13 protein-coding genes are annotated in these 11,713 nt (G+C 67.1%); 6 read left to right on the top strand and 7 right to left on the bottom strand.

Annotation, left to right across the window (positions count from 1 at the left end; translation table 11 throughout):
• Positions 1 to 13: 13 nt before the first annotated feature.
• Genes IEV56_RS01255 through IEV56_RS01235 form a run of 5 tightly spaced genes read right to left on the bottom strand, consistent with a single transcriptional unit; the run spans position 14 to position 3,048 of the window.
• Entirely contained in the window at positions 14 to 553 is a 540-nt protein-coding gene (locus IEV56_RS01255) for a hypothetical protein (RefSeq protein ID WP_229730127.1), read from the bottom strand.
• 2 nt (positions 554 to 555) lie between these two features.
• A complete protein-coding gene (minE, locus tag IEV56_RS01250) occupies positions 556 to 834 on the bottom strand; it encodes a cell division topological specificity factor MinE (RefSeq protein WP_188446916.1) in 279 nt (92 codons plus the stop codon).
• Positions 835 to 837: 3 nt separating this feature from the next.
• Complete coding sequence (minD, locus tag IEV56_RS01245) at positions 838 to 1,647, bottom strand: septum site-determining protein MinD (RefSeq protein WP_188446914.1); 810 nt, start codon at positions 1,645 to 1,647, stop codon at positions 838 to 840.
• Between the two features lie 50 nt (positions 1,648 to 1,697).
• Positions 1,698 to 2,450: a septum site-determining protein MinC gene (minC, locus tag IEV56_RS01240; RefSeq protein ID WP_188446912.1), complete on the bottom strand. Its 753-nt coding sequence runs from the start codon at positions 2,448 to 2,450 to the stop codon at positions 1,698 to 1,700.
• 1 nt (position 2,451) lies between these two features.
• Positions 2,452 to 3,048: a GNAT family N-acetyltransferase gene (locus IEV56_RS01235; protein WP_188446910.1), complete on the bottom strand. Its 597-nt coding sequence runs from the start codon at positions 3,046 to 3,048 to the stop codon at positions 2,452 to 2,454.
• A 150-nt stretch (positions 3,049 to 3,198) separates the two neighbouring features.
• Here IEV56_RS01235 and IEV56_RS01230 point away from each other — a divergent pair, with 150 nt between their 5' ends.
• The 6 genes from IEV56_RS01230 (at position 3,199) to IEV56_RS01205 (ending at position 10,397) form a co-directional block, all read left to right on the top strand.
• Positions 3,199 to 4,359 carry a sensor histidine kinase gene (locus IEV56_RS01230; RefSeq protein ID WP_188446907.1) on the top strand — a complete coding sequence of 387 codons (1,161 nt, stop codon included), beginning with the start codon at positions 3,199 to 3,201 and terminating at the stop codon, positions 4,357 to 4,359.
• Positions 4,356 to 4,997 (top strand): response regulator, encoded by a 642-nt coding sequence (locus tag IEV56_RS01225; RefSeq protein WP_188446905.1) that lies wholly within the window; start codon positions 4,356 to 4,358, stop codon positions 4,995 to 4,997. Before IEV56_RS01230 ends, IEV56_RS01225 begins: the two co-directional genes overlap by 4 nt.
• A gap of 117 nt (positions 4,998 to 5,114) precedes the next feature.
• A complete protein-coding gene (locus IEV56_RS01220) occupies positions 5,115 to 6,164 on the top strand; it encodes a polyketide cyclase (protein ID WP_188446903.1) in 1,050 nt (349 codons plus the stop codon).
• Between the two features lie 99 nt (positions 6,165 to 6,263).
• Entirely contained in the window at positions 6,264 to 7,190 is a 927-nt protein-coding gene (locus IEV56_RS01215) for an ABC transporter ATP-binding protein (protein WP_188446901.1), read from the top strand.
• Positions 7,187 to 9,745, top strand: coding sequence for a Gldg family protein (locus tag IEV56_RS01210; RefSeq protein ID WP_188446898.1), 2,559 nt, complete (start codon positions 7,187 to 7,189; stop codon positions 9,743 to 9,745). Before IEV56_RS01215 ends, IEV56_RS01210 begins: the two co-directional genes overlap by 4 nt.
• Entirely contained in the window at positions 9,732 to 10,397 is a 666-nt protein-coding gene (locus IEV56_RS01205) for a DNA-3-methyladenine glycosylase family protein (RefSeq protein ID WP_188446896.1), read from the top strand. The genes IEV56_RS01210 and IEV56_RS01205 overlap by 14 nt, the downstream gene beginning before the upstream one ends.
• On the opposite strand, the gene IEV56_RS01200 is transcribed toward IEV56_RS01205, so the two are convergent.
• Both IEV56_RS01200 and IEV56_RS01195 read right to left on the bottom strand, forming a co-directional pair.
• Positions 10,388 to 11,182 (bottom strand): M15 family metallopeptidase, encoded by a 795-nt coding sequence (locus tag IEV56_RS01200; RefSeq protein WP_188446894.1) that lies wholly within the window; start codon positions 11,180 to 11,182, stop codon positions 10,388 to 10,390. The two genes, IEV56_RS01205 and IEV56_RS01200, sit on opposite strands and share 10 nt — an antisense overlap.
• Entirely contained in the window at positions 11,182 to 11,712 is a 531-nt protein-coding gene (locus IEV56_RS01195) for a PH domain-containing protein (RefSeq protein ID WP_188446892.1), read from the bottom strand. Before IEV56_RS01195 ends, IEV56_RS01200 begins: the two co-directional genes overlap by 1 nt.
• Between the last annotated feature and the right edge of the window lies 1 nt (position 11,713).

Raw genomic sequence — 11,713 nt, 5'->3', positions numbered from 1 at the left:
GGGCTCCTGTGGATCAGCGTTCTAGCGTAGGGTCTGGCGCGGCTTTCGGCAAGTGCGCCAGCAGCGGAAGGGCGCCGTCCGGGGCCAACAGGCCGGCGCGCTCCAGGAAGGCACGCGCGTCCTCGGCGTCGCGCTCGAACCAGGCGCCGGCCGAGCCCAGCCGGAAGCTGTAGCCCCAGGCGTCCATGTCGGCGCAGGCGCGCGAAAAACCGAAGCCAGGCAGGTAATCGGCCAGCCGCAGCTGCAGGTAGCAGGTGGCGTCCTCTTCCGGCACCGAATCGGTGGCGTCGGTGTGCACCGCGGCCCGGCGCTCGGGCGGCAGCACGATCAGGTGGCAGGCCTCGTGCAGCAGCGAGTGCAGGGGCGTGTCGGCGCGCGCGTACACGTCGCTGCCGATCAGGCCGGCCTCGCATTCGCCCCAATAGCTGCCGGGGATCGGTTCGCCGTCGGCGACCACGACCAGCCGCAACGAAAACAGGCCCAGCAGATGCCGGGCCTGTCCGATGTCGGTGTCGCGCAGACGCAACACCGGCGCGTCCGCCTCGAATCCCATGCTCAGCCTTTGTCGGGCAGGGCGATCTGGATGTCGAGCACTTCCTGGATGCCGTCGCGGTCCTTTTCGAAGTTGACCTTGACCGCCTCTTCGTTGACCTGCACGTACTTCTTGATCACTTCCAGCAGTTCGCTGCGCAGGCGCGGCATGTAGTCCGGGGCGTTGGCGTCGCGGCGGGTCTGGTTGACCAGGATCTGCAGCCGGTTCTTGGCGGTGGCCGCCGAGGTCGGTTTGCTGTCCAGTTTCTCGAGTTGTTCGATGATGTTGCGCAGCAGTCCCATGGTTCAGCCTCCGAACATCTTGGAGAAGAAACCCTTCTTCTCGACCGTGGTGAAACGCATCGGGCGGTCCTCGCCGAGGATGCGGGCGACGGCGTCGGTGTAGGCCTGGCCGGCCTGCGATTCTTCGTCGAGGATCACCGGATTGCCCGAGTTGGAGCTCTGCAGCACTTCCGGCGATTCCGGGATCACGCCGACCACGCTCAGGCCGAGGATCTCCTGCACGTCGGCGATCGACAGCATCTCGCCTTTCTCCACGCGCGCCGGGTTGTAACGGGTCAGCAGTAGATGCTCGACGATGCGTTCGCCGGCTTCGGCCTTCTTGGTCTTGGAGGCCAGCAGGCCGAGGATGCGGTCGGAGTCGCGCACCGAGGACACTTCCGGATTGACCACGACCACCGCGCGGTCGGCGAAGTACATCGCCAGGAACGCGCCTTTTTCGATGCCGGCCGGGGAGTCGCACAGGATGTAGTCGAAGCCTTCGGCCTGCAGGTCGTTCAGCACCTTGCCCACGCCTTCCTTGGTCAGCGCGTCCTTGTCGCGGGTCTGCGAGGCGGCCAATACGAACAGGTTGTCGAGGCGCTTGTCCTTGATCAACGCCTGCTTCAGGCTGGCTTCGCCGTGCACGACGTTGACGAAGTCGTACACCACGCGGCGTTCGCAGCCCATGATCAGGTCGAGGTTGCGCAGGCCGACGTCGAAGTCGATCACCACGGTCTTCTTGCCGGCCTTGGCCAGGCCGCAGGCGATGCTGGCGCTGGAGGTGGTCTTGCCGACGCCGCCCTTGCCGGAGGTCACTACGATGATTTCTGCCAAAACTGCTCTCCTTATGTTTTTCGTTTCCGGTTCCCCGCAGCCATTATGCCTCAGGCCAGCTCTTCGATGCGCAGCTGGTCCTTGTCCAGCCAGATCTGCACGGCCTTGCCCAACAGCTTCTTGGGGATCTCGTCGAGCACCTTGTAGGTGCCGGCGATGGCGACCAGCTCGGCGTTGAACTCGCGGCAGAAGATGCGGGCCTTGGCGTTGCCCGAGGCCCCGGCCAGGGCCCGGCCGCGCAAAGCGCCGTAGATGTGGATGGAGCCGTCGGCGATGGCTTCGGCGCCGGCGCCGACCATGGCGCACACGGTCAGGTCGCGGCCGGCGGCGTACACCTGCTGGCCGGAGCGCAGCGGTTGGGTCTGCAGCACGCCGGGTTCGGCTTGGGCCGTGGCGGTCGGCGCGGCGGCCGGTGCGGCAGGCGGCGGCGCGGCGGGCGCGGCCACCGGTTCGGCGGCTTCGCGTTCGTAGCCGGCGCGGAACTTGGCCAGGATCGGCAGGCCGACCTGCGCGGCCAGTTGCTCGATGGCCGGGGTGCCGTAGGCGATGGCGACCGGCAACACGCCGGCGCCGCGCAGGACGTCGATCAGACGGTCCACGGTGTCGGCCGCCGGGCAGGCCGACAGGGCGCTGAAATCCAGGATTACCGCGGCGTTGCGGAACAGCTTCGGGGCGCGCTCGACGCGCTCGCGCATTTCCGCGGCCAGGGCGTCGATGTCGAGCGACTGGATGCGCAGGTTGGCGATGCCGACCTGGCCGAATTTGACTTCCCCGTGCTGTTCGAGAGAGGCGCTCTTGGCCATGTCAGGTTCCCGTGGCCCGGCGCGCGTCGGCCGCCGGCCGGCGGCGGCCCTGCAGCCAGGGCACGGCCGGCAGCTGGCTGCCGTAGGTGGCCTGCACGAACGGGTAGCTGCACATTTCCTTGTACAGCATCGCGGCGCGCAGCGGCGAATCCGGCATCTGGTGCTGGCCGACCTCATGGAAACCGAAGCTGCCGTGGAACAGCAGGGCGGGGTGCGTGCTTTCCTCCATGAACACCTCGGCCACCAGGGCCGGGGCGCGCACTTCGGCGAAGCTCTGCACGTCGGCATAGAACAGGCGGCCGATGCCGGCGCTGCGTTGGCCTTTGGCGATGACAATGCGGTCGACGTACACGAAGGCGCCGTAATGGTCCTTGAACCAGCGGAAGTTGCTGCTCTCGTAATCGGCGTCGCGGGTCATCGCGATCAGGAAGCCGACCAGGCAGTCGTCGGTTTCGGCGACCCGGAAATAGTCCGCGTTCTGCCAGAAGTAGCGGATCTGGGCCTGATTCATCGGCAGGATTCCGCTGCCGGCGGCGTTGTTCATGGCCAAAATGGCGTCCAGTTCGTGCTCTTGCACGTCTCGGATCGTAATCGACATCGACACTGCTCCAAAAAACTTCCGGCCCGACTGCGGCTCAGGCGCGATTATCGCATGGAGTCCCCCGCGCGGGTGGGGGTTTTTGCCGGACGGCCGCGGGCATGACTTTCGGCCGCCGCCAAGTCCTTGATATGCGGGTATGATGCGGCTATGAATTCGCGCCTGAACCACCAGCAGCTGCTCCGTTACGCCGGCCTGTTCACCTGGGTCATGGTCGGGGTGCCGTTGGCCTACGCCTGGCACCAGGGCTTGGCCGAAAGCGGCCTGTTGGCGCGCTCGTTGGCCGGTTGGGTGGTGTCGTTCGCGGCCTTCGGCCTGCTGTACGTACGGGTCGCCGGCCGGCTCAGCATCTACCGCACCAGCTGGCGCGACGGCCTGTATCTGTTCCTGCTCAGCGCCTCGGCGATCGCGGTCAGTTATTACTCCTCGACCGGCCTGGGCAGCGTGCTGTTGATGGTCATCGCCGGCATCCTGCCCTGGCTGTTGCCGCTGCCTCTGGGACTCGCTTGGTTGGTGCTCAGCCATCTGACCGTGGTTCCGGTGTTCATTTTCGGACCGATGGACCTGACCTGGTGGGAGGCGCTGATGCAGAGCCTGCTGTACGCCGGGTTCTCGACCTTCGTGTTCGTCACCGGCTATGTCGCCAAACTGCAGGCCGCGGCCCGCGAGGAGCAGCGCCGGCTGAACGCCGAGTTGCGCGCGGCGCGCGCCCTGCTGGCCGAGGACTCGCGCATCGGCGAACGCCTGCGCATCTCGCGCGAGCTGCACGACCTGCTCGGGCACCACCTGACCGCGCTCAGCCTGAACCTGGAGGTGGCCGGCCACCTGACCGAAGGCCAGGCCCAGGAGCACGTGAAGCAGAGCCATTCGCTGGCCAAATTGCTGCTCTCGGACGTGCGCGAGGCGGTTTCCGAGATGCGCCACGGCCCGGCCATCGACGTGCTGGCCGCCATCGCGCCGTTGCTGGAATCGGTGCCGAATCTGGCCATCGAGCTGCAGGCCGACCCCGATCTGCGCATCGAGGATTCCGCCTGCGCCCAAGCCATCGTGCGCTGCGTGCAGGAACTGCTCACCAACACCATCAAGCACGCCAACGCCCGCAAGCTCGAATTGTCCTTGCAAAAGCTCGATAACCTGTTGATCCTGAAGTCCCAGGACGACGGCAAAGGCGGCGGTCCGGGCAGGCTCGGCAACGGCCTGCGCGGCATGAAGGAGCGCGTCGAGGCCGCCAAAGGCCAAATGCGCATCCAGACCGCGCCGGGGCAGGGCTTCGGCGTCACCATCACACTACCTTTGGGAGCCTGCACATGATCCGCGTCGTATTGGTCGATGACCAGACCTTGGTGCGCCAAGGCGTCAAGTCCCTGCTGTCCCTGGCCGAGAACATCCAGGTCATCGCCGAAGCCGGCGACGGCCAGCAGGCCATCGACACCATTCCCGGGCTGAAGCCCGACGTGGTGCTGATGGACATGCGCATGCCGGTCAAATCGGGCTTGGAAGCCGTGCAGGAGCTGTCGGCCAAAGGCTTGCTGCCGCCGACCATCATCCTGACCACCTTCGACGACGACGAGCTGGTGCTGGCCGGCATCAAAGCCGGCGCCAAGGGCTACCTGCTCAAGGACGTCAGCCTGGAGCAGCTGGTCGAGGCCATCGAGGTGGTGGCCAAGGGCGGCTCGCTGGTGCAGCCGGCCATGTCGCAGCGCCTGCTGTCCGGTCTGGAGGGGCTGAACAACCACTTCGTCAGCCTGGAGCGCCCGGACCCGCTGACCGAGCGCGAAACCGAGATCCTGCGCCTGATGGCCGGCGGTTTTTCCAACAAGGAAATCGCCAACTCCCTGCATGTGGCCGAGGGCACCATCAAGAACCACGTGTCCAACATCCTGTCCAAGCTGGGCGTGCGCGACCGGACCCGGGCGGTGCTCAAGGCCTTTGAATTGAAGATCGTCTGAACGGCGCCCGGCCCGGGCTGAAAAACGCCCGGGCGGACTGACCAAGGCGGCATTAAAGTGGTATCCTTTAGGACTGATTGCCCGGTAGGGCGGTTTGTCCTTGGAGAGAGTCTTTAAATGAACCGGATTTACGAATTCCTGATTTCACTGGCCGTGGTCGTGGTGCTGTTCGCCGCCGTGGCCCTGTTCCTGCCCTCGCAGCGCACCGTGGAATACAAAACCGAAAGCAACCGCCCGATCGGCACCGTGTTCGACGTGCTCAACGGCTTCAACCGCTTCGACGAATGGAGCGTCCTGCGTTCGGACAGCATGCTGAAATCGCAGGTCAGCGACCCGGCCTCGGGCGTCGGCGCGACCATGAGCTACAGCTCGCTGAACCGCTCCACCGGTTCGGGCAAGTGGGAACTGGTCGAAAGCGTGCCGGAAGAGAAGATCAAGTTCAAGATCGAGGACAGCTCGCAGGGCAGCGACAAGACCCTGACCATCTTCTTCAAGCGCACCGGTCCGCTGAACAAGAACGTCGAAATCCGCCAGGTCTATGAAGTCGATTACGGCTGGAACCTGCTGGGCCGCTACGCCGGCATGTACGTCGAGCGCAACGTCGGCGACAAGCTGAAGGCCGGCGGCAAGCGCCTGAACACCTTCCTGGCCACCGTGCCGAAGCTGAGCTACGCCGACCGCGAGAACCCGATCAGCTTCGTCGACCTGCCGGCCGCGAACGTGCTGAGCGCGACCGTGATCGCCAAGCGCGACAACAACGAAATCGCCCTGGCCATCGTCAATAAAATGGCCTGGATCAACAAGATCATCGCCGCCAACGGCCTGAAGGCCTCCGGCCCGATGCGCATCGTGACCAACGAATTCACCTCCGACAGCTACAGCTTCGACGTCGTGCAGCCGGTCAGCAAGGACGGCCAGACCGAAGGCGCCTGGGACGTGAAGACCGAAGCCGAAGTGGTGTTCGAACAGTTGCCGGCCGGCCGCGCCGCGACCACCGACTACACCGGCTACGCCACCGGTCTGGAAAGCGAGCGCCAGGTCGTTCGCGCCTGGGCTTTGGTCAACGGCGCTTCGACCCGCGACCGCGCCTACGAGGAATATCTGGTGCCGGTGCCGCAGATGATGACCGAGGACGCCAAGTTCAAGGTCTATTGGCCGGTCAAGTAAGCGTCGTGGATTCCGGAAAAAAGCGGGCATTGCCCGCTTTTTTCTTGTCCGCGGCCGGCTGCATCCGATAGACTGGCCGCTCATGGCAGAGACAGAAGGATGATCCAGGCTCAAGGACTTTGCAAGGCGTTCGCCGCCATCCAGGCCGTCGACGGGTTCACGCTGCAGGTCGAGCGCGGCGAGATCGTCGCCTTGCTCGGCCCGAACGGCGCCGGCAAGACCACCGCCATGCGCATGCTGGCCGGCTTCCTGCGGCCGGACGCCGGACAGGCGGCGATCGCCGGTTTCGACAGCATGCGGCAGGGGCTCGACGCCCGGCGCCGCCTCGGCTATCTGCCGGAACACGCCCCGATCTACCGCGAGGATACGGTGCTGGACTACCTGCGTTTCGTCGCGCGTGCCCGCGGACTACCGCGGGCCGAGGCCGTGCAGGCGCTCGAGGCCGTATTCGCCGGACTTTCGCTCAACGCCATCGCCTACCAGCCGGTCGCGACCCTGTCGAAAGGCTCGGCCCGGCGCGTGGCCTTGGCGGCGGCGGTGATGCACCGCCCGCCGGTGCTGCTGCTGGACGAGCCGACCGACGGCCTCGATCCGATCCAGAAGCAGCAGGTGCGCGCGATGATCCTCGAGCTTTCGAAACAGAGCGCGGTGCTGATGAGCACGCACCAGATCGACGAAGTGCTGTCGCTGTGTCCGCGCACGGTGATCATGGCGGGCGGCCGCATCCGGCTCGACAGGACCACCGACGAGCTGCTGCAGCAGTCGCGCTACCACAACGCGGTGTCGTTCGTGGCGCAGGAAAGCATCGCCGCGCGCGCCGCGCTGGAAGGTCTGTCCGGCGTCAGCGGCTTCGAGCAGAACGCGGTCGACGGGCGTCTGTACGTGTTCGTGCAGGGCAGCAAGCCGCAGAACCAGCTCATCGCCGAGCGCCTGGCGCACAGGCAGGTGCCGTATCAGGACATGCGTCTGGAATACGGCCGCCTGGACGAGGTGTTCGCCAAGACCGTGGCCGAGGCGCGCGCATGAGCGCCTTTCCGGCCCTGGTCCGGCGCGAGTGGCGGGCGTACTGGCGCACGCCGCTGGCGCTGGTGTACGTGGTCATCTTCCTGCTGCTGTCGAACAGCTTCGTGTTCTACCTCGGCGACCTGTTCGAGGCCGGCCAGGCCGGCATGCAGTCCTATTTCCGGCTGTTGCCGTGGGTCTGCCTGCTGCTGGTGCCGGCGCTGTCGATGCGCGCCTGGTCCGAGGAGTTCCGTTCCGGCACCATCGAACTGCTCGACGCGCTGCCGGTGCCGCCTTGGCAGACGGTGCTGGCCAAGTTCGCCGCGGCCTGGGGCGTGGCGGTCTCGGCGTTGCTGCTGTCGTTTCCGCTGTGGCTGAGCCTGTCCTGGCTCGGCGATCCCGACCACGGCGTCATCGCGCTCGGGTATGTCGGCGCCGCGGCCATGCTGGCGGCGATGCTGGCGATCGGCCTGTGCCTGTCGGCGCTGAGCGAGAACCAGCTGGTGGTGTACATCCTCAGCGCATTGCTGATCCTGCTGTATCTGCTGGCCGGCTATCCGCTGGCGCTGAATCCGGTGCGCGAGCTGTTTCCGCAGTCGGTGGTCGACCTGATCGCCTCGCTCAGCATGCTCACCCATCTGCAGTCGGTGACCCGCGGCGTGCTCGATCTGCGCGACCTGCTGTATTTCGCCATCACCGCCGCGTTCTGGCTCGGCGCCAACGTGCTGCTGCTGCAGGCGCGCAAGGGCGGCCTGCCGCTCTGGAAGCGCGCGGCGTTGCTGCCGCTGGCGGCCGTCGCGTCGGTTGTGTGCTATCTGGCGCTGGCGTTCGCGGTGCAGACGCTGCTGCCGCCGCTGCGCGTCGACCTGACCGAGAACCGGCTGTTCAGCCTGAGCGAGGGCAGCAGGCGCATCATCGCCGCGACGCGCGAGCCGGTGACCCTGACCCTGTATTACTCCGAAAAGGAGGCGCGTCCGTACCCGCAGTTCCGTCAATACGCCGATCGGGTGAGCGAGAAGATCGGCGAATACGCCGCGCAGTCGGGCGGCCGCATCCGTTTCGAGGCCGTGGATCCCGAGCCGTATTCGGCGGCCGAGGACCGCGCCATCGGCAAAGGCATCCTGGCGATTCCGCTGGAGGACGGCTCCGGACCGCTGTATTTCGGGCTGACCGCCGACTCCGGCGGCCGCAACCAGTCGATCGGCTTCATCAAGCCCGAGGCCGAACAGCATCTCGAATACGAGCTGTCGAAGCTGATTCAGTCGGTGCAGCGCCAGGAACGTCCGAAGGTCGTGCTGGTCAGCGACCTGCCGGTCTCGGGCGAGGGCAATCCGCTGCAGGGCGGCTCGTCGCCGGCCTGGGTCGTGTACCGCCAACTGTCCGAGCGTTATCAGCTCAGCCACCTGTCGCCGCAGGGCCTGCGCATTCCCGAGGACACCGACGTGCTGTGGATCATGCATCCGCGGCAATGGCCGGCGGAGACTCTGGCGCGCATCCGCGATTTCGTCGAATCCGGCGGGCATGCGGTACTGTTGCTGGATCCCGATGCCGAATCGGTCCCGGGCTTCCGGCTCGGCAGTCCGGTTCCGGCCGATCTCTACCTGGGTTCCGATTTCGGCGGCCTCCTGCGGCGTTGGGGCATCGGTTTCGATCCCGGCCAGGTGGTGCTCGACAGCAAATACGCCTGGCTGATGCAGCTCGACGAGAACCAGTTCCCGAAGCGCAACCCGGGCTTGATCAGCCTGCCGGCCGAGGCCATGAACCAGCGCGATCCGGTCACCGCCGACCTCGACCGCATCGTGCTGTCGGGCGCCGGCGCGCTGTCGGTGCTGGACGACAGCCCGCTGCGCATCGAGCCGCTGCTGCAGAGCTCGGATTCCTCGCGGCTGATCGCCGCCGACGCCTACCGCCAGGCCGCCGCCGATCCCGAACGGTTGCTCAACCGCTTCGTCTCGGCGCAGGAGCCGTTCGTGCTGGCCGCGCGGTTCAGCCGCGACAAGCCGGCCGCCGGCGGCGCCGGCATCAACCTGATCGTGATTGCCGACACCGATTTCCTGAGCGACCGGCTGTGGGTGGTCGAGAACAACCTGTTCGGGCAACCGGTGTTCAGCGCGCAGGCCAGCAACGGCGATTTCTTCTTCAACGCCATCGACCAGCTGTCCGGTTCCGACGACCTGATCAGCATCCGCAGCCGCGGCAGCGTCTCGCGGCCGTTCGACAAGGTCGACCGCATCCGTCGCGCCGCCGAGCAGGCCTATCGCGAAAGCCAGACCCGCCTGTTGGCCGAGCTGGACACCGTGCAGGCCGGCATCAACGGCCTGCAGGTGGACGGCCGCATCCCCGAGAACCGGCTGAACGACGCCGACTACCGCGCCTTGGCCGCCGACAAGGTGCGCCTGCGCCAGGAGCTTCGGCGCATCCAACGCGAACTCAACGCCGACGTCGAGCGGCTCGGGCAGCGCGTGAAGGCGGTCAATATCTTCGGCATGCCGCTGCTGCTGTTGGCGATCGCCGCGGTGTTGGCCTGGCGCCGGCGCAACCAGAAGGACTTCTCGAGGATCGGCCATGGTGCGCTTTAAACGCGGTTTCGACATCGATTTGGCGCGCCGCACCCTGCTCAAGGCCGATCCGGCGTTCGTGCCATGGGTCCGCCGCATCGCGCCGTTGGAGCACGCCGCCGGCTGGCGCAGGCCGTTCGATGTGGCCGACGCCTTGGCGCGCGCCATCCTGTACCAGCAGCTCAGCGGCAAGGCCGCGGCCACCATCGTGGCGCGGGTCGAACAGGCCATGGGCGCGCCGTCCTTCCATCACCGCAATCTGGCCCGGCTGAGCGATGAACAGCTGCGCGCCTGCGGCGTGTCCGGCAACAAGGTGCTGGCCCTGCGCGATCTGGCGCGGCGCGAGAAGGCCGGCGAGATCCCGGATTCGCGCCGCCTGCAGTATCTCGACAACGAGGCCATCATCGACGCGCTGGTGCCCACCCGCGGCATCGGCCGCTGGACGGTGGAGATGATGCTGATGTTCCGCTTGGGCCGGCCGGACGTGCTGCCGGTCGACGACCTGGGCGTGCGCCAAGGCGCGATGGCGTTGGACGGCCTGGCCGCGATGCCGGCGCCGAAGGCGTTGCTGGCGCGCGGCGAGGCCTGGGCGCCGTACCGCACGTTGGCCGCGTTCTATCTATGGCGCATCGCCGATTCCGGCAAACAGCCGGCCAAGCGCTCTCAGGACTGAGCGTCTTCCGACCAACACCAGTGCCACGGCTCGTAGGCGATGCCGTGGCGGTTGCCGCGCGGATAGCTCATGCCGAAACCGAAAGCGCCGGCGCGGGCCTGCAGCCAGGCGAAGGCGGCCGTGGCTTCGAAACGTTCTTCGGCCGGTGGCTCGCCGGGTGTGCCGATGTCGAGCGCGTGCCCGCTGTGGTGCTCGCTGAAGCCCGGCGCGGTGTTGACCTGCAGGATGTCGGAAACCGTCAGGCCGCGGGCCAGCTTGCGGCGGAAGATGCCCATCTGGTAATGCGCGCTGCGGAAGCCGGAAATGGCGTCCAAGATCACGCCGTCGCCACCGGCGGCGGCACGCATGCGCCGCCAGGCTTTGGCGGCGTCGTAGTCCAGCCACAGCGGCCGCCGGTAGCGGTCGCGGCCGGCGTATTCGAGTTGCACCGGTTCGGCCACCGGCGCCAGTCCGCTACGTTCCGCGTATTCCAGCACGTCCAGGCCAAGTTCGGCCAATAGCGGCTCAAGGTCGGACACCGGCCGCAGGCCCGATCCGGCAGCGGCATCGAACAACAGCTCATCCAGCGCATCGGCGCGCGGGCGCGGCCGGCTGTTGCGCAGGAAGAAGCGCGCGCGGCCGTGATGCAGCGTGGCGACGTAACGGCCGTCGCGGCGGTCGCGGACCAGCCAATCGGCCGACGCAAGCTGCCGCGCCTGCGCGTTGCCGTGGGCGCGGTACAGACAGGCCGGCACCGCGTCGTACACGCGGCCGTTGATCAGTCGGTATTCCGGGGGCGTCAGCATCAGGCGCTCTGCAGGGCGGCGAGGAAATCCCTCGGTCGCACCAAGCTTAATAAAATCGGGCCGCGTTGGGTAGGCAGCAACACCACCGCCTGCCGTGCCGTCAGGTACACGCGCGCGTTTCGGCCGTTGCGCAGCCGGAACAGCCCGGATTGCAGGCCGGGCAGGGCGGCCCCGAACAGCTTCCATCGCGGTTGCCAGTCGCGTTCGCCGTCCAGGTCGAGCAGGCGCGCCTGCTGCACCTGCAGGTCGGCGCGCCGCCAGCGCGTGCGGATCAGGCCCAATCGCAGCGTCAAATGCACCGCGTCCAATTCGATGCGCGGATTGCGCGCATGCAGCAGCCCGAATCCGATCAGCACCGGGCCGAACAGGATGATCATGACCAATGCCCATGCCGGCACAGCCTCGAACGCGGCCGGATCGCCGGCCCAGACGGCTGCCGTCACCAGCGCCGGCAGCAGGGCCGCGGCGATCAGCAGCAGATTCGCGGCCGGACCGGGTGGCGCCAGTTCGAAGGATTTCACGGTCGCCATG

The sequence above is a fragment of the Arenimonas maotaiensis genome (assembly GCF_014638745.1).
Classification (GTDB): Bacteria; Pseudomonadota; Gammaproteobacteria; order Xanthomonadales; family Xanthomonadaceae; genus Arenimonas; species Arenimonas maotaiensis.
Note: the sequence above shows the minus strand (reverse complement) of the source record. Positions and strands in the feature narration are given on the sequence as shown.

Excerpts from the sequence above, each read along its gene's own strand:
- IEV56_RS01255 (WP_229730127.1), bottom strand. The coding sequence starts at position 553 with ATGGGATTCGAGGCGGACGCGCCGGTGTTGCGTCTGCGCGACACCGAC.
- minE (WP_188446916.1), bottom strand. The coding sequence starts at position 834 with ATGGGACTGCTGCGCAACATCATCGAACAACTCGAGAAACTGGACAGC.
- minC (WP_188446912.1), bottom strand. The coding sequence starts at position 2,450 with ATGGCCAAGAGCGCCTCTCTCGAACAGCACGGGGAAGTCAAATTCGGC.
- IEV56_RS01235 (WP_188446910.1), bottom strand. The coding sequence starts at position 3,048 with ATGTCGATTACGATCCGAGACGTGCAAGAGCACGAACTGGACGCCATT.
- IEV56_RS01230 (WP_188446907.1), top strand. The coding sequence starts at position 3,199 with ATGAATTCGCGCCTGAACCACCAGCAGCTGCTCCGTTACGCCGGCCTG.
- IEV56_RS01225 (WP_188446905.1), top strand. The coding sequence starts at position 4,356 with ATGATCCGCGTCGTATTGGTCGATGACCAGACCTTGGTGCGCCAAGGC.
- IEV56_RS01220 (WP_188446903.1), top strand. The coding sequence starts at position 5,115 with ATGAACCGGATTTACGAATTCCTGATTTCACTGGCCGTGGTCGTGGTG.
- IEV56_RS01215 (WP_188446901.1), top strand. The coding sequence starts at position 6,264 with ATGATCCAGGCTCAAGGACTTTGCAAGGCGTTCGCCGCCATCCAGGCC.
- IEV56_RS01210 (WP_188446898.1), top strand. The coding sequence starts at position 7,187 with ATGAGCGCCTTTCCGGCCCTGGTCCGGCGCGAGTGGCGGGCGTACTGG.
- IEV56_RS01205 (WP_188446896.1), top strand. The coding sequence starts at position 9,732 with ATGGTGCGCTTTAAACGCGGTTTCGACATCGATTTGGCGCGCCGCACC.
- IEV56_RS01200 (WP_188446894.1), bottom strand. The coding sequence starts at position 11,182 with ATGCTGACGCCCCCGGAATACCGACTGATCAACGGCCGCGTGTACGAC.
- IEV56_RS01195 (WP_188446892.1), bottom strand. The coding sequence starts at position 11,712 with ATGGCGACCGTGAAATCCTTCGAACTGGCGCCACCCGGTCCGGCCGCG.